The 26,476-nt window shown below is 67.4% G+C and carries 25 protein-coding genes; 9 read left to right on the forward strand and 16 right to left on the reverse strand.

What is annotated here, in order from left to right:
• Nucleotides 1–4: 4 nt before the first annotated feature.
• From AC5P60_RS05345 to AC5P60_RS05375, 7 genes are all read right to left on the reverse strand, one after another.
• A complete protein-coding gene (locus AC5P60_RS05345; protein WP_483693188.1) occupies nt 5–1,537 on the reverse strand; it encodes an MFS transporter in 1,533 nt (510 codons plus the stop codon).
• A 150-nt stretch (nt 1,538–1,687) separates the two neighbouring features.
• Complete coding sequence (locus tag AC5P60_RS05350) at nt 1,688–2,431, reverse strand: hypothetical protein (protein WP_483693189.1); 744 nt, start codon at nt 2,429–2,431, stop codon at nt 1,688–1,690.
• Nucleotides 2,431–3,051, reverse strand: coding sequence for a DUF3299 domain-containing protein (locus AC5P60_RS05355; RefSeq protein ID WP_483693190.1), 621 nt, complete (start codon nt 3,049–3,051; stop codon nt 2,431–2,433). Before AC5P60_RS05355 ends, AC5P60_RS05350 begins: the two co-directional genes overlap by 1 nt.
• A complete protein-coding gene (locus tag AC5P60_RS05360) occupies nt 3,041–3,592 on the reverse strand; it encodes a DUF3299 domain-containing protein (protein WP_033835026.1) in 552 nt (183 codons plus the stop codon). The genes AC5P60_RS05355 and AC5P60_RS05360 overlap by 11 nt, the downstream gene beginning before the upstream one ends.
• Nucleotides 3,593–3,594: 2 nt before the next feature.
• Nucleotides 3,595–4,848, reverse strand: a complete 1,254-nt coding sequence (locus tag AC5P60_RS05365; RefSeq protein ID WP_483693191.1) for an ABC transporter permease — start codon at nt 4,846–4,848, stop codon at nt 3,595–3,597.
• Nucleotides 4,841–5,536: an ATP-binding cassette domain-containing protein gene (locus tag AC5P60_RS05370; RefSeq protein ID WP_033835028.1), complete on the reverse strand. Its 696-nt coding sequence runs from the start codon at nt 5,534–5,536 to the stop codon at nt 4,841–4,843. The genes AC5P60_RS05365 and AC5P60_RS05370 overlap by 8 nt, the downstream gene beginning before the upstream one ends.
• The gene (locus tag AC5P60_RS05375) at nt 5,533–6,066 is read right to left on the reverse strand and encodes a ZrgA family zinc uptake protein (RefSeq protein WP_049452327.1); all 534 of its coding nucleotides are present in this window, start codon (nt 6,064–6,066) and stop codon (nt 5,533–5,535) included. The genes AC5P60_RS05370 and AC5P60_RS05375 overlap by 4 nt, the downstream gene beginning before the upstream one ends.
• A 32-nt stretch (nt 6,067–6,098) precedes the next feature.
• On the opposite strand from AC5P60_RS05375, the gene AC5P60_RS05380 reads away from it, so the two are divergent.
• Nucleotides 6,099–6,572: a MerC domain-containing protein gene (locus AC5P60_RS05380; protein ID WP_033835030.1), complete on the forward strand. Its 474-nt coding sequence runs from the start codon at nt 6,099–6,101 to the stop codon at nt 6,570–6,572.
• A 176-nt stretch (nt 6,573–6,748) separates the two neighbouring features.
• Here AC5P60_RS05380 and AC5P60_RS05385 read toward each other — a convergent pair whose 3' ends face one another.
• Nucleotides 6,749–7,651, reverse strand: coding sequence for a LysR family transcriptional regulator (locus AC5P60_RS05385; RefSeq protein ID WP_005413602.1), 903 nt, complete (start codon nt 7,649–7,651; stop codon nt 6,749–6,751).
• 118 nt (nt 7,652–7,769) lie between these two features.
• On the opposite strand from AC5P60_RS05385, the gene dkgB reads away from it, so the two are divergent.
• Genes dkgB through AC5P60_RS05405 form a run of 4 tightly spaced genes read left to right on the forward strand, consistent with a single transcriptional unit; the run spans nt 7,770 to nt 10,810 of the window.
• Nucleotides 7,770–8,573, forward strand: coding sequence for a 2,5-didehydrogluconate reductase DkgB (gene dkgB, locus AC5P60_RS05390; RefSeq protein WP_483693192.1), 804 nt, complete (start codon nt 7,770–7,772; stop codon nt 8,571–8,573).
• Nucleotides 8,574–8,584: 11 nt separating this feature from the next.
• Complete coding sequence (locus AC5P60_RS05395; protein WP_483693193.1) at nt 8,585–9,532, forward strand: TIGR03571 family LLM class oxidoreductase; 948 nt, start codon at nt 8,585–8,587, stop codon at nt 9,530–9,532.
• A 19-nt stretch (nt 9,533–9,551) separates the two neighbouring features.
• Nucleotides 9,552–10,490, forward strand: a complete 939-nt coding sequence (locus AC5P60_RS05400) for a cyclase family protein (RefSeq protein ID WP_483693194.1) — start codon at nt 9,552–9,554, stop codon at nt 10,488–10,490.
• Nucleotides 10,487–10,810: a MoaF-related domain-containing protein gene (locus AC5P60_RS05405; protein WP_266192593.1), complete on the forward strand. Its 324-nt coding sequence runs from the start codon at nt 10,487–10,489 to the stop codon at nt 10,808–10,810. The genes AC5P60_RS05400 and AC5P60_RS05405 overlap by 4 nt, the downstream gene beginning before the upstream one ends.
• Nucleotides 10,811–10,880: 70 nt before the next feature.
• On the opposite strand, the gene AC5P60_RS05410 is transcribed toward AC5P60_RS05405, so the two are convergent.
• Nucleotides 10,881–11,783: a LysR family transcriptional regulator gene (locus AC5P60_RS05410; protein WP_483693195.1), complete on the reverse strand. Its 903-nt coding sequence runs from the start codon at nt 11,781–11,783 to the stop codon at nt 10,881–10,883.
• 105 nt (nt 11,784–11,888) lie between these two features.
• Between AC5P60_RS05410 and AC5P60_RS05415 the strand changes: the two genes are divergently transcribed.
• On the forward strand, nt 11,889–12,632 hold the full coding sequence (locus AC5P60_RS05415; RefSeq protein ID WP_033835036.1) for an SDR family oxidoreductase: 744 nt from the start codon (nt 11,889–11,891) through the stop codon (nt 12,630–12,632).
• A gap of 100 nt (nt 12,633–12,732) precedes the next feature.
• Here the strand turns inward: AC5P60_RS05415 and AC5P60_RS05420 are convergent, their stop codons facing one another.
• The 3 genes from AC5P60_RS05420 to AC5P60_RS05430 are packed head-to-tail and all read right to left on the reverse strand — an operon-like array spanning nt 12,733 to nt 18,223.
• Nucleotides 12,733–15,810 carry an efflux RND transporter permease subunit gene (locus tag AC5P60_RS05420; protein WP_353949918.1) on the reverse strand — a complete coding sequence of 1,026 codons (3,078 nt, stop codon included), beginning with the start codon at nt 15,808–15,810 and terminating at the stop codon, nt 12,733–12,735.
• Nucleotides 15,807–16,979 carry an efflux RND transporter periplasmic adaptor subunit gene (locus AC5P60_RS05425; protein ID WP_483693196.1) on the reverse strand — a complete coding sequence of 391 codons (1,173 nt, stop codon included), beginning with the start codon at nt 16,977–16,979 and terminating at the stop codon, nt 15,807–15,809. Before AC5P60_RS05425 ends, AC5P60_RS05420 begins: the two co-directional genes overlap by 4 nt.
• Complete coding sequence (locus AC5P60_RS05430) at nt 16,976–18,223, reverse strand: TolC family protein (protein ID WP_231522261.1); 1,248 nt, start codon at nt 18,221–18,223, stop codon at nt 16,976–16,978. The genes AC5P60_RS05425 and AC5P60_RS05430 overlap by 4 nt, the downstream gene beginning before the upstream one ends.
• Before the next feature lie 62 nt (nt 18,224–18,285).
• Between AC5P60_RS05430 and AC5P60_RS05435 the strand changes: the two genes are divergently transcribed.
• Nucleotides 18,286–18,960 carry a response regulator gene (locus tag AC5P60_RS05435; RefSeq protein WP_005413615.1) on the forward strand — a complete coding sequence of 225 codons (675 nt, stop codon included), beginning with the start codon at nt 18,286–18,288 and terminating at the stop codon, nt 18,958–18,960.
• Nucleotides 18,953–20,335 carry a sensor histidine kinase gene (locus AC5P60_RS05440; protein ID WP_049432910.1) on the forward strand — a complete coding sequence of 461 codons (1,383 nt, stop codon included), beginning with the start codon at nt 18,953–18,955 and terminating at the stop codon, nt 20,333–20,335. Before AC5P60_RS05435 ends, AC5P60_RS05440 begins: the two co-directional genes overlap by 8 nt.
• A gap of 167 nt (nt 20,336–20,502) precedes the next feature.
• On the opposite strand, the gene AC5P60_RS05445 is transcribed toward AC5P60_RS05440, so the two are convergent.
• From AC5P60_RS05445 to AC5P60_RS05455, 3 genes are all read right to left on the reverse strand, one after another.
• Nucleotides 20,503–22,854: a GH92 family glycosyl hydrolase gene (locus AC5P60_RS05445; protein WP_483693197.1), complete on the reverse strand. Its 2,352-nt coding sequence runs from the start codon at nt 22,852–22,854 to the stop codon at nt 20,503–20,505.
• Nucleotides 22,855–22,950: 96 nt separating this feature from the next.
• Nucleotides 22,951–23,274, reverse strand: coding sequence for a thioredoxin family protein (locus tag AC5P60_RS05450; protein WP_483693198.1), 324 nt, complete (start codon nt 23,272–23,274; stop codon nt 22,951–22,953).
• 5 nt (nt 23,275–23,279) lie between these two features.
• Complete coding sequence (locus AC5P60_RS05455) at nt 23,280–23,696, reverse strand: baeRF12 domain-containing protein (protein ID WP_483693199.1); 417 nt, start codon at nt 23,694–23,696, stop codon at nt 23,280–23,282.
• A 484-nt stretch (nt 23,697–24,180) separates the two neighbouring features.
• Between AC5P60_RS05455 and proP the strand changes: the two genes are divergently transcribed.
• Complete coding sequence (proP, locus tag AC5P60_RS05460; protein WP_049403365.1) at nt 24,181–25,668, forward strand: glycine betaine/L-proline transporter ProP; 1,488 nt, start codon at nt 24,181–24,183, stop codon at nt 25,666–25,668.
• An 84-nt stretch (nt 25,669–25,752) separates the two neighbouring features.
• Here proP and AC5P60_RS05465 read toward each other — a convergent pair whose 3' ends face one another.
• Nucleotides 25,753–26,367, reverse strand: coding sequence for a hypothetical protein (locus tag AC5P60_RS05465; protein WP_049454632.1), 615 nt, complete (start codon nt 26,365–26,367; stop codon nt 25,753–25,755).
• Between the last annotated feature and the right edge of the window lie 109 nt (nt 26,368–26,476).

Here is a 26,476-nt window from a genome sequence, read left to right on the forward strand (position 1 = left end):
CGTTTCATTTTACGCGATCGGCCGCGCCCTCGCGGCCGCCGACGCGGCCGCGCAGCAGGCGCGCGATGATCGCCGCGCCCACTGCCAATACCGTCGTGATCACCAGCAGCACGATCTGGTAGCCACGGTCATACGCGGCCGCAGCCAGTGCGAACCACTCACCCTGCCCGCTCTCGCGCGCGACATGCAGCGCCTGGGTGAAACCCTCGCGGGCAAGCACCGGCATATCGGCCGAGACCGGCAGGAACGCGCTGTACATCGCCGCGCTCAAGCTGCCCAGCAACGCCACCGCCAGCAGGCCACCAAATTCGTAGGACACCTCTTCGACCGACGAGGCCATGCCTGCGCGGTGTGCCGGCACATTGTTGAGGATGGCGGTGGATGCCACCGAGATGGCCGAGCCCATGCCGAAGCCGGTGATGGCCATACCAGCCACCACCCAGCCAAGGCCGTGCGGGAAGCCGAACGCCACCATGCCGACGCCCAGCGCACCTGCGGCCAGGCCACCACAGATCAGCGGGCGCAGGCCCACCCGGTGCAGGATGCTGCCGCCCAGCAGCGCGCTCGGAAGGCTGCCCATTGCCGCCACCGAGACCAGCAGACCCGCCTGCAGCGGCGTGAAGCCTGCCACCAGCTGGAAGCGCTGGGTGGTGACCAGCTGCAGGCCGGCCATCGCGAACAGGGTGAACACCGCCGACAGCGTGCCGGCCAGGAACGCAGGATTGCGGAAGATCGCAAAGTCCAGCAGCGGGTACGGCAGCTGTTGCTGGCGGCGCGCGAACGCCGCACCGCTGATGACGGCCAACAGCAGCGCGCCTGCGCCCAGCGCGTACGACGGCGGCGTAGCGATCAGCGACTTGATCGCCAGCACCAGGCCGGACAGTGCGGCCAATGCCAGCACCGAGGACACAAGGTCCCATGGCCGCGAGGTGTCACGCTGTCCTTCCGGCGCCAGCAGCAGCGTGGCCACGAACGCGACCACCACCACCGGCACGTTGATCAGGAACACCGAGCCCCACCAGAAGTGCTGCAGCAACCAACCGCCAATGATCGGGCCGAGCGCCGCACCGACGATGGCCACCGAACCCCAGATCGCGATGGCGATGTTGCGTTCGCGCTCTTCGTGGAAGCTCAGGCCGATCAGCGCCAACGTGGCCGGCATCATCGCTGCGGCACCGACTGCCAGGAGGGCTCGTGCGGCAATCAGCTGAGCTGCGGTGTCGGCGAACGCCGCGGCCAGCGAGGCGACGCCGAACACCACCAGGCCGATCAGGAACATGCGGCGATGGCCGATGCGGTCGCCCAGCGTGCCCGCACCCAGCAGCAGGCCGGCCATCACCAGCGGATAGGCGTTGACGATCCACAGCGCCTGGCCGGCACTGGCCGAGAGTTCCCCGGTCAGCGTAGGCAGTGCGGTGTAGAGCACGGAGTTGTCGAGCGTGACCAGCAGCAGGCCGGCGGCGACGGTAAACAACAGCGCCCAGCGACGGGCACGCGACAGGGCCGGAGCACCGGCCAGGGGCTGGGACAAAGCCATGGGGAAACCTGATGGGGAGCGGAAAACGGCCATAACTATACAGGATGTCCTGTATAGTTATGAAAACAGCGCCGCCGATTCAGATTGGGGCCCGGGCAATGTTCATGTTGTCGTGCCCTCATGCCGGGTCGTGCCCGGTGTCAGGGATCATCACCGACAGTCTTCCGGCAGCGCGGCAGCCGCCGATACCACCGCCGCCTGCATGCCCTTCCCCACAGCCATGTCCAGTTCCCCGCTAGTTCCGCCATGCTGGCGCCGCAGTTCGTCCTCGCACAGCCCGCGCACCCGCGCACGGGCCTGTGCGCGCAGGCTGCTGCACCGCCAATCGGTGTCGCCCAAAGGCAACACCGAGTACACCACGCTGTTGCAGGCATTGCCGGCGCGCTGCTGCAACGACAGCCCGCCGAAATCCCGCGGTTCGCTGCTGCGTTGCGGGTCGAAGTAGCTGTCCGGGAACGTGCGCGCGTACTGTTCGATGTCCACGGCCATGCGGCGTCCACCGGCCAACGGCATCTGCAGCGTCTGCCCGCACGGCGTCGCGTCGGCGCGATGCTGGATGTACTGGTAGATCGGCCGGTCCAGCGATGGATCCTGCTGGGTCACCGCGCTGACTGCCGCCAGCACCGGCAGCGATGCACGATTGACCATGCGCGCCAGCACTCCCGCCTGCGCCGGCTGGCAGCGGTCGCGCAATGTTGCCGCGAGCAGGAACAGCACGTCGTTGCGGAATGCGTGGTCGTCACCCAGGCGCTGTTCGATGCGCTGGCTGGCATTGGACGTCGGCGCCGGAAACGCGACCGCAGGCGGCGCGATGGGTGCGCGCTGCCGCTGCCACCACAGCAGCACCACCGCGCCCAGCAGCACCCCGGCAGCCATGATCCATCGCCTGCGCATCAGTTGCGGATCGCCGTCAGCGTGGCCGCAGCGGCATCGTAGGACGCGCTGGCGATGTCCGCGTCGAAACGCTTCACCCGCAGGCGGCCGGCAAGCCGGTACGGATCCCACAGATCGCCCAGCGCGATCGGCGTGGCCAGGGTCACGTGGATGATCTGGTTCGGTGGCGGCGGCGGCACGTGGATGCACGCGCCGTAGAACGGCACGAACAGCAGTTCATCCACCAATCCTGCATCGTTGGTGCCGAGTGGTACCACGTAGCCATCCAGATCCACCGCGCGACCATTGACAGCATCGACCACCCGCGAAGAGCCGAACTGTTTGGCGCGATCCGGGCTGGAATGGTCGATCTCCAGCCCCGGTGGCGTGCCCGAGCCGGTGTCGTCGATCAGGCCACCCACGCCGTCCATGCCATTGCGTGACAGGCCGATCTGCGGCGGCGGTCGCTGGTAGGTCATTTCGTCGGGTCGCAACGCGTCCCAACGGTCGATGGGGGCTTCGGCCGTGGCGGAGGGCGCCGGTTTGTCCTGCGGCGTGACCCCCACCGCATCGCCGCCAGGCGCCGTACAGCCCGCCAACCACAGGCATCCCAACGCCAGCAACAGGTGACTACGGTTCATAGGGCCTCAACTGTGCGTCACGCATGGTGTAGGCCGAACCGGCCAGATCGTCGTCCAAGCGTTCGGCACGCAGAGTGCCGGCCAGGAAGAACGGCGAGTACATGTCAGGCATGTCGATCGGGCGCGGCAGCACCACGTGCACGATCTGGTTCGGCGGCGGTGGTGGCACGTGGATGCAGGCGCCGTAGTACGGCACGAACAGGAATTCGGTCAGCCGCCCGTCCTGCGCGTTGGCCAGCGGTACCACGTAGCCCGGCAGGCGCACTGGCCGCTGCAGAACCGTGTCCACCGTGCGGAAGGTGCCGAACTGCGGCATGCGCCGGTTGCCGTTGTGCTCGACCTCCGGGCCCTCGCCGCGTTCCAGCGCGGCCAGCTCGTCCTTGGGCATCATCTGCAGCCAGTCCAGCTCCTGCTCTGCCGCATCCGCAGCGTCAGCGCGGTCGACAACCGGCGCGGGTGGCAGGGCCTGCACACCGGTATCCACCGGCCGCTCGCAGGCAACCAGGGCCAGTACCATCGGCAGCGACAGCATCCAGCGCATGCTCAGCCTCCCGGTGAAAGGCCATCGGCCAAGGTGCGCCGGTAAGCGAGCAACGCCGGGACCAGCCCAGCCACCGCACTGATCGCCAGCACGCCTGCCACCCAAGCCAGCTCACGGCCGTCCGGCCAGACATGGGTGATCGACAGACCGAAGGTGGCCAGGGCCCAGCCGCGCCCGGCAACGCTGGCGGCCACCAGAAGCACCAGCGCCAGCACGCAGGCCGCCGCGCTGGTCGCCACCGCCTCCACCACCAGCAGGCCGGCGATGTAACCCGGCCGTGCCCCGGTGGCACGCAGGATCGCCATCTCGCGCCGCCGCTCCTGCAGGGTCGAGACCAGCAGCGCCACCAGCGAGACCATGCCGAGTGCCACCACCATCGCGCTGATCAGCTGCAGTGCGCGCTCGGCGGTGCCCAGCGACTGCCACAGCTGCTGCAGGGTCACGCCGGGCAGGATCGCCAGCATCGCCTCGTCCGGATACTCGTTGATCCTGCGCTGCACCGAAAACGTGGCAATGCGCGAGTTCAGGCCGAGCATGAAGGCAGTGATGCTGGTCGGAGTCAGATCCAGATGACGCGCCTGCTCGGCGCTGACGCGCTGGCTGCGCAGCTGCACGCCCGATCGCCAGTCGACATGGATCGCCTCGATGGCCGGCAGCGAGACCAGTAGCGACGAGTCCACCGGCGTGCCGGTGCGCTGCAGGATGCCGACAACACGGAACGGCTTGTCGGCATGCGTGGCCAGGGTGACCGCACCGGTGCCGTGCGCCAGCACGATCTGGTCTCCCAGACCGACCTTCTGCGCGCGCGCCACCTCGGCACCGATCGCCACGTCATACAGATCATCGAACGGCCGTCCGTCCGCGAACGCAAGCGCGTGCCCGGCGCCGTAGCGGTAATGCTCGAAATAGCCATCGCTGGTGCCGACCACGCGGTAGCCGCGCCACGAATCGCCCAGCGAGAGCGGCACCGCCCACTTCACCTGCGGCAAGGCGGACAGCTCCAGGTAGGACTGCCAGGACACGTTGTTGGTCGGGTCGCCGATATGGAACACCGAGTACAGCAGCAGGTTCACCGGTCCCGAACGCGCACCGACGATCAGGTCGGTGCCCGATACGGTGCTGGCGAACCCCTCGTGCGCCTGCGTGCGTACACGCTCGACGCCCAACAGCAACACCACGCTGAGGGTGATGACCAGCACGGTCAGTCCCACACTCAACGCACGGCTGCGCAGGCTGGCCCAGGCAAGCTCAAGCATGGCCGGCACCTGCCTGGTTGATCTCGGACAGTGAAATGGTGCGGTCGAACAAGGGCTGCAGGCTGTCGTCATGGCTGACCACCAGCACCGTCGTGCCGGCCGCCTGGCACTGCGCGGACATCAGCTTCAGGAACGCGGTTGCCGCGTCGCGGTCGAGCGCCGAGGTCGGCTCATCGGCCAGCAGCAACGCCGGGCGGCCGATCAGGGCGCGTGCCGCCGCCACGCGTTGCTGCTGGCCAACACTGAGCGTGCCTGCGCGCCGCTGCATCAGCGCCGGATCCAGCTGCAGGGCCTGCAGCAGGCGGGCGATCTCGGCATCCAGCGGGCCGCTGATGCGCGCGCTGCGCAGGCGCGAGAAGCGCAGGCCCAGCGCGATGTTGTCGCGCACGCTGAGAAACGGCAGCAGGTTGAACTGCTGGAAGATCACGCCCAGGTGGTCGGCGCGGAAGCGGTCCCGCGCGGCACCGCGCATCGCCTGCAGCGCGTGACCGGCGACTTCGATGCGGCCCTTGCCGGGCAGCAGCACGCCCGCCAGCAGGCCCAGCAGGGTACTTTTGCCGCCACCGCTGATTCCGCGCAGCAACACGCTGCTGCCCTGCTCGACCCATAACCGCGGGATGTCCAGCACCCGCTGCATGCCGTAGCCGAACTGCACGTCTTCCAGCGAGATCACCGGTGCCGCGCTCACGGTGCCAGCACCACGCGCAGGTTGTCGGGCGTCAGCACGCTGCGATTCTGGCCATTGGCGGTTGCGCTGTTGACGATGACTTCGTGCAGGCCGGGGAAAAGTACGGGCAGGCGCACGACGATGGCCCGCAACTCGGCCGGCTTGGCGCACTGGTACCGCAGCGTTGCGCTGAACCCCGCGTGCCGGTGCTCACCTGATGGCGGTGCTGCAGCCGTCGCATCGAATCCCTCGGCCTTGGCATCGTTGCCTGAAAGGCGGCAGCCCGCGGCGGTGGGCAAGGTGACCCAGCTGCCGCCCTTCAGCACTGTCGTAGCCCGTGCCAGCGCGGCCTGCTCGGCTGCATTGGCCGGCGGTCGCTCGTAATCGAGGATGCCGATGCCGGGGGCCTGCAGGGCGAATTCCAGCGTCTGCTGGTCAAGCGCAACATCGACGGTCGCCTGGCCGTGCACGTGCGGTGCGTGCTGGCGGATGTCATGGGCCTGCGCGGCACTGGCAGCCAGCAGCAGGAAAAGAGCAGCAGAACGCTTCATGGGGGAGGCTCCAATTGTTACTATGTAACATTATGGACCACATCCCCACGACGCCCGCAAGGGCCCTGGCCCAGCCGCCAACTTCGGCACGCTGGCACCCCCGCTTCGATCTTGCCGGTGCCTGGCTGTCCATGGCCTGCGCCGCCCATTGCATCGCACTGCCCCTGCTGCTGGCCTTCGTGCCGGCCGCGATGATGGCGCTGCGCTCGTTCCAGCATCCCGGCCATGGCGCGATGACATTGCTGTTGATGATGTCGCGCTGGGAATGGCTGTTCGCGCTGCTGGCCTCGTCGCTGGCCTTGGCGAGTACCTCGGCCGGGGTGCACCGGCACGGGCGCTGGCGGCCTGTGCAGCTGGCCTGCACCGGCGCGATTCTGCTGCTGTCGGCCTCGCTGTACCTGCCGCTGAAGGAATCGCTGCTCTGGCATGGCGTGGCGACAGCCAGTGGTGGCGTGCTACTGGCGGCGGCGCACATCGGCAACCGGCGCGCGCTGCGCACCCGCTGACACCGGCCGCGGGTCGGCAGCCCCGGGGACCGGGCAGCCGGCCAGCGGCCGGCTCTACCCATCCATGCATGGGCCACGCATCAGGTGATACGCATTTGGTAGTGCCGGCCGCTGGCCGGCAGCTGCTGTGATCCGGCAGGTGGGGAAAGCCGGCCAGCGGCCGGCTCTACCCCTCCTTATTCGTCAAACGGACGCTGGCCGAGCGTCTGCGTCACGTGGTCGACGAAACAGGTGATGCGCGCGGCCAGCGCGGTGTTGCGGTAGTACACCGCGTTGATCGGCTGCCGCACTTCCTGCGTCTGCCTGGCGAACAGCTGCACCAGGCGGCCATCACGCCGGTCCTGGCGGGTCAGGAAATCAGACAGGCAGGCGATGCCCAGCCCGGCTACCGCCATCTGCCGCAGTGTCTCGCCACTGGATGAAGCGATGGCCGGCTCGATCACGAAAGGCCCGCCATCGGCATCCTGCAGCGGCCATTCGTTCAACGAACTGGGCTGGGTGAAACCCAGCAGGTCGTGCTCACGCAGCTGCTCCACGCGCGTGGGCGTTCCCTGGCGGCGCAGGTATTCGGGGCTGGCCACCACCCGGATGCGGCTGTGGCCGATCGGCCGCGCATGCAGGGTCGAGTCGCGCAGCACGCCAATTCGGAATGCTACGTCGGTGCGCTTCTCGATCAGGTCGGTGATGCCTTCATTGGAATTCAGCTCCAGCTCCACCTGCGGGTAGCGCTCACGGAACCCCTCAAGCAGCGGCACGATCACGTGCAGCATGAACGGCGTGGCGGCGTCCACGCGCAGGCGTCCGACCGGCTGCAGCCGCCGCGCGGCCATCTGTTCCTCGGCCTCGTCCACCGTGGCCAGGATCGTACGCGCGTACTCCAGGAACGCCGCGCCTTCCTCGGTCAGTTCCAGCCGCCGCGTGGTCCGTCGCAGCAGCGTGGTCTGCAGCTTGTCCTCCAGCCGCGCCAGGGTGCGGCTGGTGGCCGAGATGGTCAGTTCCAGCGCCTCGGCCGCCGCCGTGATCGAACCGCTGTCGACCACGGCCACGAAGGCCTTCAGCTCATCCAGGGTGGTTTTCATTTTTTACCTCGGCGCAAAAGCGTTTCCCGTATACACGGCTTAATCAACAAATGTAAAGCACCCACACTTCGCCCTGTCCCGGGCCCACCGGCTCTCAACGAAGTCCCTAGAGTCCATCATGAGCGTTCCTTCCTTTGGCGTCGGCACCTTCCGCCTGACCGGCCAGACCGTCATCGACTCGGTGCGCAACGCCCTCGAGGTTGGCTACCGTGCAGTCGATACCGCGCAGATCTATGGCAACGAAGCCGAAGTCGGCCAGGCCATCGCCGAATCCGGCGTCCCGCGCGACCAGCTGTTCCTGACCACCAAGATCTGGGTGGACAACTACGCCGCCGAGAAGCTGATCCCGAGCCTGCGCGACAGCCTGGCCAGGCTGCGCACCGACTACGTCGACCTGCTGCTGATCCACTGGCCGGCGCCGGGCAATGGCGTTGAACTGCGCGAGTACATCACCGCGCTGGCCGAAGCCAGGACGCTGGGCCTGACCCGCCAGATCGGTGTGTCCAACTTCAACATCGAGCTGACCCGGCAGGCCATCGAGGTGGTCGGTGCCGGCCAGATCGCCACCAACCAGATCGAACTGAGCCCGTACCTGCAGAACCCGGCACTGACCGCCTTCCTGCAGGACCAGGGCATCACCGTGACCTCCTACATGACCCTGGCCTACGGCAAGGTGCTGAAGGATCCGGTGCTGGCCGCCATCGCCGACAAGCACCAGGCCACCGTGGCCCAGGTCGCGCTGGCGTGGGCGCTGCAGCGGGGTTACTCGGTCATTCCATCCTCGACCAAGCGCGAGAATCTGGCCAGCAACCTGCTCGCCCAGGACCTGCACTTGGATGCCGATGACATGGCCGCGATCGCTGCACTTGACCGCAACGGCCGCGAAGTCGATCCGCCGGGCCTGGCCCCGGCCTGGGACTGAGGAGCCTGGCCATGGGCAGTGCGTTGGCGCGGCTGCAGGCCGGTGGTTTCAGCATTGGCATCGAAGCACCGCTGGACAATGACTGGACGCCGCTGGGCGAACAGGCACGACGCGCCGCGCGACGCCTGCCCGGCGAACCGGACCTGCAGCGCCATGCGGAACTGGCACGGTTGGCCGACCGCCTCGGCTTCCGTGCGCTGTGGGTACGCGACGTGCCGGTGTACGACCCGGCCTTCGGCGATGCCGCACAGGTGTTCGAGGTCTTCAGTTACCTCGGCTACCTGGCCGGCATCACCAATGACATCCTGCTGGGCACCGGTGCGGTGGTGCTGCCGATCCGTGAGCCGTTGCTGACCCTGAAGTCGGCGCGCAGCGTGCAGCGGCTGAGTGGCGACCGCCTGTTGCTGGGCGTGGCCAGTGGCGATCGCCCGGTGGAGTACCCGCTGTTCGGTCGCGACTTCGACAGCCGTGGCAGCCGTTTCCGCGAGCAGATCGCATTGCTGCGCGAAGGCGCCGCCGCGCACCTGCCGCAGGGCCTGGAGGTGCTGCCCGCCGATGGCCGGGCCCTGCCGTTGTTCGTGGCCGGCCTGGCCCAGCAGCAACCGGCGTGGATCGGCCAGCACATGGACGGTTGCCTGGCCTACCCGGGCACGCCACAGGACCATGCGCAACGCGTGGCGGCCTGGCGCGCCGTGGCCGGCAACAAGCCGTATGCCAGCTTCATCCACCTGGACCTGGTGGACGACGCCGATGCCCCCCTGCAGCACTGGCGCTTCGGCCTGCGCGGCGGCCGCAACGCACTGCTGGCCGAGCTGCACGCCATGCAGTTGGCCGGTGTCGACCACATCGGCCTGCAGTTCCGCCGCAACGAACGGCCGTTGGCCGAGACCTTCCACGAAATCGCCGAGTACGTGCTGCCGCACTTCCCGGCCCATGCCGGCGCCACCGCGACGGCCTGACAGTTACCGGAGCTTTGCCATGAAGATGAAGACCCTGGCCGCGCTTGCACTGGCCACCCTGCCGCTGTCCTTCCAGGCCACCGCCGAGGAGTGGTATCCCTCTGCCTACGGCGCCAACGACGAGATCGGCGCGGCCAACCTGCTCACCGCTGACGTGGTCAAGCACGCGGTCTCGCTGGTCAGGACCGGCAAGACCTATCCGCTGGCGGTACCGGTGGACAAGAACCTGCCCGCGTTCCGTCACCGCAGCTTCCGCCTGTACAACGTGCAGGTCGGCCAGCAGGCCGGCAAGTCGCTGGGCCCCAACAAGTTCACCTTCAACGATGAACTGGTGAACGCCTGGACCGGCGTTGGCACCCAGCTCAACGGCATCGGCCATATCGGCATCGACAATGTTTACTACAACGGCAACAAGGCCGCCGACTTCGTCACCGTGGACGGCGTGCGCAAGCTCGGCGTCGAGAAGGTACCGCCGATGGTCACCCGCGGCGTCGTGCTGGACATGACCGCGTACTACGGCAAGGCGATCGTGCCCGGCGGCACCGAGTTCACCGTGGCAGACATCCTGGCCGTGCTGAAGAAGCAGGGCCTGAGCCTGCGCAAGGGCGACGTGGTGCTGTTCAACACCGGTTGGCTGGAACTGATCGGCAAGGACGACACGCAGTTCCTGGAAGTGGAGCCAGGTATCGGCATGGAGGCCGCGAAGTGGCTGGCTGACCAGGGCATCGTCGCCTTCGGTGGCGACACCTGGGCCTCGGAGGTCTACCCGAACCCGAACGGTGCCGAGGAGTTCCCGATCAACCAGTACATGCTGGCCAAGCGCGGCATCTACAACCTGGAGCTGATCGACAGCCGTGCCCTGGTGCGCGACAAGGCCTGGGAATTCCTGTTCGTGCTCGGCCAGCCGCTCTACGTCGGCTCGACCCAGGTCAACATCAACCCGGTGGCGATCCGATGAACACTGCCCCTGCCTTGCCGTTGTTCGCCGGCCGCCGCTTCCGCGTCAGCTATGACGGCCTGGCCGCCGACAATGTCTACAGCGCCGATGGCCGCCACGTGCAGTACGCCATCGTCTCCGGCGCCTATGCCGGTGCGCAGGGCGAAGCCGCCTGCGAGTGGCAGCGGATCAGCGACGGGGTCTATGCCATTTCATGGCAGGGAGCCGATGGCGCTACGGTCGTGCATGTCGATGACTTCGTCGGCGGGCGTTCGCTGGCCTGGTTCACCGCCACCGACGGCAGTTTCCATCGCATGCAGGGGCCGTTGGCAGCGCTGTGATGCCAGCCAGCGGTCGGCACTACCCAAGCGCTACCCCACCTTGTTCGACCGGGCCCGGTAGTGCCGGCCGCTAGCCGGCAACCCCGGTCTGCTCGAACACCCCGGCCACCCAGTCGATGAACACCCGCAACCGTGGCGACGGCGTGCGGTTGCGCGGGTAGACCAGGCTCAACGGGCTCGGCGTCGGGGGCACCTCAGGCAACAGCTCGACCAGCTGCCCGCGCGCGATATACGGGTCCATCCGGTAGCGCGGTGCCTGGATGATGCCCAGGCCCGCCAACGCGGCCCCAAGGAATGCATCCGCGCCGGAAACACGCACCCGCGCCTGCAGCGGCACGTAGCGCACCTGTCCCGCCTGTTGGAACTCCAGAGGGATCAGCTGGCCGGTGGCGCTGGATCGGTAGCCGACCATCTGATGGCCTTGCTCCAGCGATTCAATGGTATCGGGCAGGCCGTGCGCCTGCACATAACCCGGAGCGGCCACCGTGACCTCGCGCAGCATCGTCAACCGGCGCGCCGCCAGATCGCTGTCGGCCAGCGTCCCCACCCGCAACGCCGCATCCACGCCTTCGCGCAGCAGGTCGACATAGCGGTCGCCTTCACTGACGTCCAGCTCGATCTCCGGGTAGCGCTGCAGGAATTCCGGCAGGTGCGGAAACAGCAGGTGCCGGCCCAGCGTGCCATGCACTTCAATGCGCAACGGGCCACGTGGCGGGGCATCACGGAACGCTGCCTCGGCATCGTCCATGTCGGCGATCAGGCGCAGGCAACGGCCATAGAAGGCCTCGCCTTCCAGCGTCGGCACCACCAGTCGGGTGGTCCGGTGCAGCAGGCGCACGCCCAGCCGCTGTTCCAGCGCCTTGATCGCGTCGGTCACCGTGGCCCGCGGCAGGCCCAGGTCCTCGGAGGCCCGGGTGAAGCTGCGGCGCTCGACGATGCGGACGAAGGCGCGCATGGCCGTGAAACGATCCAATGTTCGGCTGTCCGGATGATGTTGACGGATTATGCAGGATTATCCGAAAAGGCAATATCGCGAAGATGGCCCTGCGCCACTCCGGCGCGCCCGCTGGAACCGACCATGACCCTCTCCCCCGCCCGCTCTGTCGCCCTGGTCACCGGCGGCTCCCGTGGCATCGGCGCCGCCATCTCCCGCCGCCTGGCCGCCGATGGCCACGCGCTCGCGATCAACTATGCGGGGCGCCGCGACGACGCCGAAGCTTTGGCGGCCGAGCTCAGCGCAGCCGGCGCGCAGGCCATCGCCCTGCAGGCCGATGTCGCCGATCCTCAGGCGGTGCGGCAGCTGTTCGATGCCATCGAGGCGCGCTTCGGCGGTATCGACGTAGTGGTGAACAGTGCCGGCGTGCTGCAGTTGGCGCCGCTGGCCGACAGCGACGATGCCCTGTTCGAGCGGGTGATCGGGATCAACCTGAAAGGCGCCTTCAACGTGCTGCGCGAGAGCTCGCGACGGGTGCGCGACGGTGGCCGCCTGATCACCCTGTCCACCAGCGTGGTCGGCATCAGACTGGAGAACTACAGCGTGTATGCCGCCAGCAAGGCGGCGGTGGAGACGATGGGCGCGATCCTCAGCAAGGAGCTGCGCGGGCGCAACATCACCGTAAACGCGGTGGCTCCTGGTCCGACCGCTACCGACCTGTTCCTGGACGGAAAGTCGCCGGAACTGATCGAGCGGCTGGCGAAGATGAACCCGCTGGAGCGGCTGGGTACGCCGGAGGACATCGCCGGTGCGGTGGCGTTCCTGGCCGGTGCCGATGGCGGGTGGATCAACGGTCAGGTCCTGCGCGCCAATGGCGGGATGGTGTAGTTCGCGGCCATTGCGCACCGGTATTCGCCCACATTGGTGGGCGCCTCGCCGCGTGCCAACTAAGGTTGGCCTCTACCGGGCGCAGAACCGGACATCACCGTCAGCCCGTGCGTGCCTCGCGGCGGCGATGCACCCAGTAGTAAAGCGTCGGCAGTACCAGCAGGGTCAGCAGCATCGCCGACAGCAGGCCACCGATCACCACCACCGCCAGCGGCTTCTGGGTCTCGGCGCCAATGGCATGCGAGGTCGCCATCGGCAGCAGGCCGAACATCGCCAGCAGTGCGGTCATCAGCACCGTGCGCAGGCGCTGCAGCGAGCCCTGCACCACCGACTGCAGCAGGTCCATGCCCTGCTCGCGCAGCTGGGCAAAGCGACTGAGCATCACCACCCCGTTCAAGACCGCCTGCCCGAACAATGCGATGAAACCAATCGCCGCAGACACCGACAGCGGGATGCCGGTCAACCACAGGGCGAGGATGCCGCCAATCATCGCCAGTGGCACGTTGGCCAGGATCAGCGCCGCACTGCTGATGTCCTTGAAGGCATCGAACAGCAGCACGAAGATGATCAGCACCGACAGCGGGATCACCCAGCCCAGCCGCTTCATCGCACGCTGCTGGTTCTCGAACTCCCCGGACCATTCCAGCCGGTAGCCTTCCGGCAACTGCACGCTGGCGTCCACGCGCTTGCGCATGTCGGCCACCACGCTGCCCATGTCACGCCCGGCGATGAAGATGCTCACCGCCTTGACCCGCTGTGCGTTCTCGCGCGAGATGTTGATCGCGCCGCTGGCCATGCGGAAGTCGGCCACCTCGGACAACGTCACCGTGTGACCATCGCCGATGCCGACCGGCACCGTGCGCAGTCGTTGCAGGTCACGGTCGGCATCGTCCAGGCGCAGCGTGATCGGAAACCTGCGGTCACCCTCCCACAACTCGCCGACCTGGCGCCCGCCCAGTGCGGTCTCGATCACCTCGTCGATGTCGCGCACGTTCAAGCCATAGCGCGCAGCACGGTCGCGGTCGATTTCGATCTGCAGCTGCGGCAGTGAGCCGTCGCGGTCGATGAAGGCACTCTCCACGCCCTCCACGCTACGCACCTGGCCCAGGATCGCCTGCGCCTGCTGGTTGAGTACATCCAGATCCGAGCCGCTGACCTTGATCACCACCTGGCCCTTGATCTGCGAGATGCTCTCCAGGATGTTGTCGCGCACCGGCTGCGAGATCGAGAACTCCGGCCCCGGAATGCGCTGCTCCAGCGTGCGCTGCAGGTCGCTGACCAACTGCCGCTTGTCCACCCCCTTCGGCCATTCCTTCTCCGGCTTCAACGCCACCAGCGCCTCGATCTGGTTCGCGCCCTTGGCATCGGAGCCGTCTTCCGGGCGCCCCAGTTTGGCCACCACCGTCGATACCTGCGGGAAGGTGCCGACCAGCTCACGGATGCGCCGCGACTGCTGCTGCGCCTCGGCCAGGCTGGTGCTGGGGTCAAGCGTGGCGGTCAGCCAGATCGAGCCCTCGTCCAGCTCGGGCAGGAACTCCGAACCCAGCCGCGTGCCCAACGCGAGCGTGCCGACCAGCAGCGCAACCGCGGTCAGTACCACCGCACGCGGGCGAGCCAGAGCGCGCTCCAGGATCGGCCGGTACCAGCCGGTCAGGCGGTCCATCAGCGGATTGCCGTCGCGCATGCGGTCGCGCCGCAACCACCAGTAGCAGAACAGGGGCACCACGGTCAGCGCCAGGATCAATGCACCGATCAACGCCGAGGTCACCGAATAAGCCATCGGCGCGAACATGCGGCCCTCCTGGCGCTGCAGGGTGAAGATCGGGATGTGTGCGGCGATGATGATCAACATCGAGAAAAACGTCGGCCGCCCCACTTCCGACGCTGCCGAAAGAATGGTTGAAAACCGTGTCTTCCGGTCGGCCGCAGGGGGCAGCTTCGACAATCGCGAGACGATGTGCTCGGTCACGATCACCGCGCCATCGATGATGATGCCGAAGTCCATCGCACCCAACGACAGCAGGTTGGCCGGTACGCCCCACAGATGCAGGCCGAGGAAGGTCGACAGCAGCGCAAGCGGCATCATCGCCGCCACGATCAGTGCGGCGCGGGCGTTGTACAGGAACAGCCACAGCACCAGGAACACCAGCACCGCGCCTTCCAGCAGGTTGCTGAAGACGGTTTTCAGCGTGGTCGAGACCAGCCACGAGCGGTCGTAGAACGGCTCGATGCTGACCCCGTGCGGCAGCTGGTTGGCCTCGATCTCGGCGATGCGCGCATGCAGGGCGTCGAGCACGTCGGACGGATTCTCGCCCTTGCGCATCAGCACCATGCCGAACACCGCATCGTCATTGTCGTCCTGGCCGACCAGGCCCTGCCGTGGCAGGCCGGTATCGGCGATGCCGGCCAGGTCACGCACCAGGATCGGCGTGCCCCCGCGCTGCGCAACCACCACATTGCCGATGTCGGCGGGCGAGCGCATCAGACCGACGCCGCGGATCAGGAACTGCTGCTGCCCGCGTTCCACGTAGCCGCCGCCGGCATTGGAGCTGCCCTTTTCCAGCGCCTCGGCGAACTCACCCAGGCTGATGCCGCGGTCACGCAGCTTGTCCAGGTCCGGCTTGACCTGGAACGTGCGCGCGAAGCCGCCGAAGCTGATCACATCGGCCACGCCCGGCACGGTGCGCAGGCTGCGTTCCATCGTCCATTCCTGCACGGTGCGCAGCTGGGTCGGCGTCATGTGCGGGCCTTTGAGCACGTACCGGTAGATCTCACCCACCGCCGAACTCATCGCCTCCAGTTCCGGTGTCACCCCTTCCGGCAGCTCCACCCCCTGCAGGCGCTCCAGCACCTGCTGGCGCGCGAAGTAGTCATCGGCCTTGTCGTCGAAGGTCAGGATGATCATCGACAGGCCGAACTGGGTATGCGAGAACACCCGCACCGAATGCGGAATGCCGGACAAGGCCACTTCCAGCGGCATCGTCACTTCGCGTTCCACCTCTTCGGCGGCGCGGCCCGGGTGCAGCGACACCACCGTCACCTGGGTATCGGACACATCCGGGAAGGCCTCCACCGGCAGCACGCGGAATGCGGCGATACCGCCGCCGATGAACAACAGCAGTGCCAGCATCACCATCAGCGGCTGGCGCAGGCAGTAGGCAATCAGGCGATCGATCATGGGGCCGCGTGCCCCGTGCCGGTGCTGGCGGCGGCTGGCGCGCTGTCGACCAGCTGCTGCAACAGCAGGCCGCCCTCGACCACCACCCTGCTGCCAACCGCCAGGCCGTCACGCACCCACAGCCGGCCGTCACCCAGCTCCTCGGCGTGCACGGCATGGCGCACGTAGCGTCCCTTGTCCCTCTCCACGAACACCACCTGCTTGCCGTCGATCAGCAGCACGGCCGCATCGGGCAGCGAGACACCGCCCTCGGCCGGCAACGCCACCTGGGCGCGCACGTACTGCCCTGCCTTGAAGCCGCGTGCGCGGTTGTCCAGCTCGGCGCGCGCCTGCACCACGCGCCGTTCGCGGTCGACGAAGTCATCCACGTGCTGCAGGGTCGCCTGCAGCAGTTGGCCATCGGCACCAGGTACGCTCACCTGCATGCCCGCCTTCATGCGTCCGGCCAGGCTCTCGGGAACATCCAGCAGCAACCACAGGCGGTCCGGATCACCAATCATCGCCAACGGCTGTTCGCTGTCCGGGCTGACCGCCATGCCCGGGCTCATCCGTCGCTCCACCAGCACGCCATCGATCGGCGCGCGCAGCGGCAGGCGCTGGTCGACGCGCTGGCCATTGCCATATGCCTTGGCGAAGGCGGTTGCACGCGCATGATCGGCCTGGCTGCCGGCGAAGTTGGCCTCGGCCTCGTCCAGTTCGCGGCCCGACGCCACACCCGCCGCATGCAGCTCGCGGGTGCGCTCCAGCTCTTTGCGCGCCTGCTGCAGCTCGGCGCGGCCACGCACGCCCTCCGCCTGGGCCTGGCCGAACTCGGGCGAGGTGATCCAGGCAATCACTTGGCCGGCCTTCACTTTCTGGCCCGGCTGCGCCTCGATGCGCGCCACCTGCCCCGGCAACGGCGTGCGCAGTGCACTGGAACGGGTCTCGTCCCAGACCACCCGCCCCGGCAGCTGCAGGCTGGCGCTGGCGCCGGCGGTCACCGCCTCGCTGCGCAGCACGTCCAGCTGGCGGCTGCCGGCAGGAAACTGGATCTGGCCGGCACTGATCTGCGGCGCATCCTCGGTGTAGGACGCCGGCTCACGGCCGCAGCCGCCCAGCAGGGCCAGCGCCAGCAGGGCCGGCAGCACGGCGTGTCGCGCCCGCGGGCGATGGGCGACGGTGGACTTCATCGGGACTCTCCTTCAGCAACGGATGTGGCCGCTTCCCAGCGCGCCAGGGCAATGGCATGGTCGGCGCGCGCCTCGATCAGCGCGGCCTCGAAGTCGCGCCAGCTACGGCGCGCATCCAGCAGATCGGTCAGGCTGGCGGCGCCGCGCCGGTACGCCAGTTCGATGCCCTGCACCGCCTTGCGTGCGGCGTCGGACTGCAGTCCCTCATAGTCGCTGCGGCGCTGTGCGGCGGACTGCGCGCTGGCCTGCAGCTGGTCCAGCTCGGCGCGTGCTTCGCGCTGCAGTACCTGCAGCTCCAGCGCGGCGCTGTCACGGTCGGCCTCGGCACGCTGGATCGCGCCTCGTGCACGTGACGGGCCGCCGAGCGGAATGGTCAATGACACGCCCCAGGTAACACCGCTGATGTCGGTCGGCTCGCGCTCGGCCTCCACACCCAGCTGGATATCGCGATGGCGCTCGCTGCGCGCCAGAGCCACGCCCGCGTCGGCCGCAGCCAGGCGCGAACGCGCGGCACGCAGGTCGGCGCGCTGCTGCGGGTCGAACGCGCGTACATCGGCCACGCTGTTGGCATCCGGCCAGGGGTCATCTGCACTGAGGTCGCGGCTGTCATCGCGGCCGAGCAGCAGCCCCAGCGCATGCCGCGCGTCGCGCAGATCCAGGGCCGCCTCGCGCGCCGCGTCGGCTACGGCGAGATCGTCCACCGCCAGCCGCGCGCGATCCACCGGTGCCATCGCCCCTGTCGCGACCTGCTTGTCCGCCGCCGCCATCTGCTCGGCCGAACTCTGCCGGTTGGCATCAGCAATCCGCGCCCGCTCCTGGGCGCCCTTCAGGCCGAAATAGGTTTCATGCAGCGCCACCTGCTGGCGACGCCGCGCATCGAGCATCTCCAGCCCGGCCACTTCCAGCAGCGCGTCGGCCTGGCGGATGCGCAGTGCGCGCTTGCCGCCGCGCTCCCAGGTCCAGCCCAGGCCCACGGTGCTGTCCACCCGCTTGTCCTGCCAGCGTCCGGGGCCGATGCCGTGCTTGGGGCTGATCTTGCTGGTGCCGATCGACAGCTCGGTGGCCGGGCGCAATGCCGCCGTCTGCGCATCGCCCTGCACACCGCGCAGCTCCAGTGCCGCCGCGCGCAGGTCCGGGTTGTGTGCTTCCATTGCGCGCTGCGCTTCCTGCAGGGACAGCGCCGTAGCCGCAGGCGCGCACAGAAGCGTGGCCAGCACGGCCGCTAGACGAGAGGAGAAATTCATGCACGTCACGGTAAGGTGATGCACTTGCGCCAAACTTGCCCCAACCTTGCACGAAGCTTGCAATGCGAATCCTGCTGATCGAAGACGACGCCGCTCTGGCCGATGGACTGATCCGCGCCCTGCAGGGTGCCGGTCATCTGTGCGACCACCTCTCGCGTGGACTGCACGCGCCGGCGGCATTGGCCAGCGCACCGTATGACGTGATGGTGCTCGACCTTTCATTGCCCGACGTCGATGGCCTGGACCTGCTCTCGCGCCTGCGCAACGACGGCGCCACCCTGCCGGTGCTGATCCTGACCGCACGCGATGGTGTGGAGGACCGCATCCTCGGCCTCGACCGCGGTGGCGACGATTACCTGGCCAAGCCGTTCGCACTCGGTGAGCTGGAAGCGCGCCTGCGTGCACTGTCGCGCCGTCGCAGCGATGCACCGGCTCAGAAGCGATTGGGCCGGTTGTGCTTCGACAGCATCCGCAATGAAGTGCAGGTTGAAGGCCAGCGCATCGAGTTGACCGCGCGCGAGCTGTCGCTGGTCGAGGCACTGATGCAGCATCCCGGTCGCACCGTCACCAAGCAGCGCTTGTTCGATGCGCTGTACAGCTGGGACCACGAGGCCAACCTGTCGGTGATCGAGGTGCATGTCAGCCGCCTGCGCCGCAAGCTGGAACAGGCGCGTGCCGGCGTCGGCATTCGCATGCTGCGTGGGCTTGGATACCGGCTGGAGGCCGTGGGTGACTGAGCGCGTGCACAGCCTGCGTGGCCTGCTGCTCAGGCGCCTGTGGCTGCCGCTGCTGGTGCTGCTGCTGTGCAGCGCAGTGGGTTCATTTGCGCTGGCCCGGTTCTATGCCGGCCAGGTCTACGACCGCTGGCTGCTGGATTCGGCGATGTCGTTGTCCGAGCTGGTGACGGTGCAGGATGGCCGCGCTTCGATCGAGATCACCCCAGCCGTCTCGCGCATGTTCAGCTGGGACACCGCCGACGAAGTGCATGGCGAGGTGGTCGACTCGGCGGGTGCGCGTTTGTATGGCGACCTGCCCGAAGCACTGCCACGCCCCGCAATCGCATCGGGAAATGATGACGAAGCCGTCTACTACGATGCACGGGTGCGCGGTCAACCGGTGCGCATGGTCGAGGTGGTGGTCAGCGCCGGACCGGGCCATGACATCCGGCTGCGCGTGGCTGAGACGCTTCGCAAACGCCACCGGCTGGAGCGCAAGCTGCTGCTGACCAGCGTTCCCTTCCAGGCCGCGATCCTGACACTGGCGGCGTGGCTGGCCTGGTCCGGTACAGGCGCTGCCGCTCGCCATGCCAACCTGGTTGCGCGGAAGCTGGCCAGCCCGCGGCCGGATCCGTTGGCACCGTTGGACCCCGCGCAGGAGGCGCCGCGCGAACTGTGGCCGGCGGTGGAGGCCTACAACGCGCTGCTGCAGCGTCTGGACGCGATGCAGGATGCGCAGCGGCGCTTTGTCAGCAATGCCGCGCACCAGCTGCGCACGCCCTTGGCGGCGATGCAGGTGGAACTGGAGAGTTCATTGCGCCAGCACGACCCGCAGGCCCAGCAGTTGGCGCTGTCCGGCACGCTGGCCGGGCTGGCCCGCTTGCAGCATCTGGTCAACCAGCTGCTGATGCTCAGCCGCTCGGAAGATCCGCATGGCAGTGCACTGCCGCTGCAACCGGTGGACCTGGCTGCGTTGGCACGCGGGGTGGTGGAGCGCTACGCCGACCGTGCGTTGGCGGCGGGCGTTGACCTGGGCTACGAGGGGCCAGACGACGGCGTGCAGGTACAGGGCGATCCGCAGCTGCTGCGCGAAGCGTTGGGCAACCTGCTGGACAACGCGCTGCGCTACGGTGCCGTGCCCGGTGTAATCACCCTCGGCGTTCGGCAGGAGACCGAAGGCGTGCAGGCATGGGTTGACGATGACGGCGCCGGCATTGCCGAAGCCGAACGCACGCGCGTCACGGAACGCTTCTACCGGGCCAGCAGCGAAGGCGATGGCTGCGGGCTGGGGTTGGCGATCGTGGCCGAGATCGCGCAGCGGCATGGTGCGATGCTGAAGATCGAAACGGCGCCGCTCGGTGGCGCGCGGGTGGGGGTTCGGTTCCGTTCGCGTTGACGTCCTGCGTGCCAACCAAGGTTGGCACCTACCAAAAGCGCCGCGACCCACGGATTCCGGTAGACGGCCTACCTTGGTGGGCACCGTTGACCTCCCGCGTGCCAACCAAGGTTGGCACCTACCAGGTGCGGGGGTCAATGGCGGCGGCAGGACGGCGCCGCCCCGCATCACCGGCTCATCGAGTACGGCGCCTGCGCGCCCTGCCCCGGCCAGTCCTTGTTCGGCTCGGCCTGCATGCTGAAGCGCAGCTCGCCACCGGCCAGGATCTCGTCGTGGCGCAGGAAGGTGCGCTGCAGCGGCTTGCCGTTGAGGCTCACGCTGCCCACATAGGTGTGCCTGTCATCCAGGCCATCGGCCACGATGGTGAACGTCTTGCCGTTGGGCAGGCGCATCGCGGTCTTCGGCAGGAACGGGCGGCCCAGGATGTACTCGCCCGAGCCCGGTGCCACCGGATAGAAGCCCAGCGCGGTGAACACATGCCACGCCGACATCTGGCCGACGTCATCGTTGCCGGCCAGGCCATCCGGACGGTCGGCGTACTGGGTGTCCATGATCTGCTTCAGGCGCGCCTGGGTGCGCCACGGCTGGCCAGCGTACGAGTACAGGTAGGCCACATGGTGGCTGGGTTCGTTGCCATGTGCATACCAGCCGATCAGCCCGGTGATGTCTTCCATGTGCTCGAAGATGGACGGATCCACCTTGGCGTTGAACACCTCGTCCAGGCGCGCGAGCAGCTTGTCGCTGCCACCGTGCGCTGCCGCCAGCCCGGCCACGTCCTGCGGCACATACCAGGAATACTGCCAGGCGTTGCCCTCGGTGTAGTCGGTACCGTAGCCACTGGCGCTGGGGTCGAACGGGGTGCGGAAACTGCCGTCGCGCTTGCGTGCGCGCATGAAGCCGGTGTCCTTGTCGAACGCATTGCGCCAGTTGGCCGCGCGCTTGTCGAAGGTCGCCGCGATATCGCCCTTGCCCATCGCCTGCGCCATGCGTGCGATGGTCCAGTCATCGAAGGCGTATTCCAGCGTTTTGCTGGCCGCTTCACCTTCCTCGTCGATCGGCACGTAGCCCAGCTCGCGGTACTGCGCGATACCGTCATAGGGGCCGTAATTGGCGGTCTCGACCATCGCCTTCAGCGCCTTGTCGGCGTCGAAGCCACGAATGCCCTTCACGTAGGCGTCGGCGATCACCGGCACGGCGTGATAGCCGATCATGCACCAGTCTTCCAGGCCATGGAACGACCACACCGGCAGCATGCCGTAGGGGCTGTGCTCATGGTGGGCCAGCATCGAATTGACGAAGTCGCTGTTGCGCTTCTCCGGCTGCACCAGGGTCAGCAACGGGTGCAACGCACGGTAGGTATCCCACAGCGAGAACGTCGAATAGTTCGTGAAACCATCGGCCTTGTGCACGGCATTGTCCGAACCGCGATACTGGCCATCGGTATCCATGAACAGCGTCGGCCCCAACAGTGTGTGGTACAGCGCGGTATAGGCGCTGCGGCGAGCGTGCTCGGGTGCATCGATGTCGAGCACCGACAGCGCCTGCGTCCATTCCTGTTTCGCCTGCGCACGCACGCGGTCGAAATCGAAGTCGGCCACTTCCGCGTCGAGGTTGGCAATGGCGCCGGCCTCGCTGACCGGCGAGATGGCAACCTTGACCACCAGCGGTGCGTCCAGCTTGCCGAATGCGAAGGTACCGACCAGCTGACGGCCCTCGATCTGTGCGCGCTGGGACGGATCCTTCTCGCCCGGCGGCGGGAAGCCCTTGTAGACGATGTCCTGCTCGGTGTTGTGCAGCTCATGCCCGGCCAGCGGGCGCGAGAAGCGCATCGCGAAATACAGCTGGCGGCCCGGCGCCCAGCCGCGCGTCTCGCGGAAGCCGGTCACCGTGCCGTCGGCACGCACCCGCACCCGCGACCACAACACCTTGCCCGGGTAGTCGTACATGCTGGTGCGCATGTCCAGCAGCACCTTGGCGTCGGTGCCCTTGGGGAACGCATAGCGATGCACCCCCACGCGGGTACTGGTGGTCAGCTCGGCACGCACCTTGTAATCGTCCAACGTGACCGCGTAGTAGCCCGGCTCCGCTTTCTCGTCATCATGGCGGAAGCGGGAGGCATAGCCGCTGCGCGGCTTCTCGGGATCGCCACGCTCCAGGCCGGGACTGCCGGTGAACGGCATCAGCAGGATGTCGCCCAGATCGGAATGGCCAGTGCCGGAAAAATGGGTGTGCGAGAAGCCGACGATGCTGCTGTCGTCGTAGCGGTAGCCGGCCGCCCAACCGTAGGCCTTCTCGCGCGGCTGGATACGCGTATCCGGGCTGAGCTGGACCATGCCGAACGGTACCGTCGCACCCGGATAGGTGTGACCTTCGCCACCGGTGCCGATGAACGGGTCCACCGATGCATAGGCCTTGTCGGCGGCGGTTCTGGCAGGCGCGGCCGAAGCCAGGCCGGAAGCGAGCATCGCCGTGGCGGCGACAGCGATCAGGAGACGACGGTCCAGCGTGGGCATCGGCATTTGGATCGATTCAGGTGATAGCCGGATGCTAGCACCGGGCCTGTCACGCCGCATGCTGCAGTGCGACTGCCCCGGGTGCCACGCCCGGTTCACTCCTCAATCGGGAAGCGCGCCCTGCAACGACATGAGGTCCACGCTGTCCAGCGGCCTCACTACCTGCGCGACCTCTTCTCCATCGTGCAGCAGCACCACCGTCGGCCACAGCTTCACTTTGAACGCTCGGCCCAGAGGCCTGCCCTTGCCATCCTCGATCTTCCAGTGCGGCAGATCGTTCGCTTCGACAAAGGCCTGCAACGCGGGCTGCGCGGCCTGGCAGTGGCCACACCAGGGCGCGCCAAACTCGAGAAGCAGCCAGCCGACCTGCGCCTCCACATCCAATCGGTCGGGCTCCGCCGACAGGTGATCGCGCATGAATGGCATCCGTGCTACGCCGCCAGCGCCTTCTGGATATCCGCCAACGGCGCGTTGGTCAGGTCCTTGGCGATGTCGCCCAGCAGGCGGGCCTGCGTTTCCTTGTGCAGCAGCGGACGGATGCGTCCCAGCGTGGTCGGATCAGCGATCAACACCAGGTGTGCATAGCGGTTCTTCAACGCGTCCTCATTGAGCTGTTCCGCCACCTGCTTGGCGAACGTCGCCTCGTTGAGCTGGGATACCGACATGTCCTTCGGCACTGCACCCGCAGGCCCCTGCCCGGATACACCCTGCTCGCTGATGTCCTGCAGGCGCAGTTCACCTTCCTGCTTCAAGGCCAGCTGGTGATCGCTGCCGACATTGGTGAATACACGGGCCGAACTGCCATCGGCGACAACCACAAGCGTACCTTCGGGAATGCGACGGGTCATGCGATGCTCCTTCTCTGTTGCGTTCGCCCACAACGTAGAGGGCGGCATGTGAGCAGCACGACCAGATTCCGTTCAACGCACGTCATCATTGCTTTGCAGATGAACAGGCATGATGGAACACAGCGTGCAGACAACTGCGCTTCGCTGCACGCTCACGCGCGTGCCGTTATGATGAACGGATGATCGACACGACCCACTACGTGACGGGCGCACCTGTTACGTGGAAAGCACTGCCGACCGGCGCTCCGCTTGCCACGCATGTTCCTGCTCCGCCCGTCCATCGCCTCGCGCTGGATCCTGGCGGATGACGCCCGCAGGCACTTCGCCTGCATCCCCCCCCCGCATCGCTGTGATTCCCGGCCGCTGACAGCGCGGCCGTCGTGATCCCGTTGCCGTGCTTCCGCCGAAACGGCGGTGCCACGCCGTGCGCGTGCATCCACGCATGCCGCCGTTTTCTCCATTTCAAACCTCCCAGGGAGCCCCCATGCAGGACACACCCGAGGCACATGCCCATTTCGGCTGGTTCAAGCGCCGCCGTCACCTGAAGGTCGATGAGATCACCGTCGTCGACACGCCCATGCTCAAGCGCGCCGTCGGTGCCGCCGCACTGGGCAATGCCATGGAGTGGTTCGACTTCGGTGTCTACGGCTATCTGGCCGTCACCATCGGCCAGGTGTTCTTCCCGTCCAGCAACCCCACCGCACAGGTGATCGCCGCCTTCGCCACCTTTACCGTGGCGTTCCTGGTGCGTCCGCTCGGCGGCCTTGTATTCGGCCCGCTCGGCGACCGTTATGGGCGCCAGAAAGTGCTGGCGTTCACCATGATCCTGATGGCGCTGGGCACGTTTGCGATCGGCCTGATTCCGTCCTACGAGCGCATCGGCATCTGGGCGCCGGTGCTGTTGCTGCTGGCGCGCGTGGTGCAGGGATTCTCCACCGGTGGCGAGTACGGCGGTGCGGCCACGTTCATCGCCGAGTATTCCACCGACCGCAACCGTGGGTTGATGGGCAGCTGGCTGGAGTTCGGCACGCTGGGCGGCTACATCGCAGGCGCCGGTACCGTCACTGCGCTGCACATGCTGCTGAGCAGCGAGCAGATGCTGGACTGGGGCTGGCGCATTCCATTCCTGGTGGCCGGCCCGTTGGGCCTGCTCGGCCTGTACATGCGCATGAAGCTGGAGGAAACCCCGGCGTTCCGCGCGTTCGCCGAAGAAGCCGAGAAGCGCGAGCACGACCGGCCGGGGCTGGGCGCACTGTTCCAGGTGCATGGTCGCCAACTGCTGGTGTGCATGGGCCTGGTGCTGGTGTTCAACGTCACCGACTACATGCTGCTGACCTACATGCCCAGCTACCTCAGCGTCACCATGGGCTATGCCGAGAGCAAGGGCCTGCTGCTGATCATCATCGTGATGCTGGTGATGATGCCGTTGAACATCGTCGGCGGGTTGTTCAGTGACAGGCTGGGCCGCCGACCGATGATCATTGGTGCCTGCATCGCGCTGCTGGTGCTGGCCATTCCGTGCCTGCTGCTGGTCGGCAGCGGCAACGACGGGCTGATCTTCCTTGGCCTGATGCTGCTGGGCCTGGCACTGGTGTGCTTCACCAGTTCGATGCCGTCCACGCTGCCGGCGCTGTTCTATACGCCGGTGCGCTACAGCGCGCTGTCGATCGCATTCAACGTGTCGGTGTCGCTGTTCGGTGGCACTACGCCGCTGGTGACCGCGTGGCTGGTGGAGCGTACCGGCGACCCGCTGGTGCCGGCCTATTACCTGATGGGCGCGGCGGTGATCGGCCTGGTGACCATGCTGTTCGTGAAGGAGACCGCCGGCCTGCCGCTGCGTGGCTCACCGCCGGCAGTGGGCAGCGACAAGGAGGCCGCTGCGTTGTTGAAGAGCGATGTACCGGTAACGGTGGACCCGACCTTGCCACCACTGCCGGAGGCTGCGGAGCCTGAACAGGTGAAGCCGGCCTGAGGCTGGCCGCAGAACGCGGTCCCCGCTTGGCGTGGACCTACGGGGCCAGTGGCGCCGGGCGAATACGCCCGGCGCTCCCTGGCGCTACTTCTTGATGTGAGTCAGCTTCCCCGGCGTCCAACGCAGCGTCCATGTGTAGTTTCCGTCCGGCGGACAGACGTGGCGGTTCGGGCTCTTCCATTCGCAGACCGTCGCCCCGGCACTGACGGTGAAATCGACAACGATGCGATCACCCTGGATGCGGATGGCACGGATGGCGCCTGGAATCTGTTCAGCCGCGTCGTCAGCATAGCCATACCTGCGGATGGCGGCATAGTCCTCTGCTTCCACCGGCGATAGGCTGTTCGGGTTCTCCTGGCCGCGCGGATCGTTTGCCGTCAGCGCCGTCATCACCGCAACGACGTTGCTTTGGGCGAAGCTGCCGCCGGAATAGTCGGACGTGTAGAAATACACGACCTCGGCACGGCCATCGCCATCGAGATCGGCAACAGCGGTCCAAACCGGGCGGAAGTCGGATTCAATGTCGCCGCCGGGAATCAGCCGCAGGTTGGCTTCGGCGGCGTGGAAGGCCTGCACCAGGCTGGGCGGCGATGGTCGCTTGGCGGCAGGCGACGCTGCCATCGTCGGCATGCAGGACAGCGCCAGCGCGGCAAGCACCAGGCAGATAGAACTGGAGCGGAATGTCGCAGGTCCGTGCATGTCATCCTCCTTGAGTGTGCGGTCAGTCTAACCGCAGCTCCGGTGGCGCCCAGTCGGACACGGCGCGGTCTCGCGCGATGTGTGAAAGGTATCCACGTATGGCGTGGAT

The sequence above is a fragment of the Stenotrophomonas sp. YJH_SMC_120 genome (assembly GCF_059368675.1).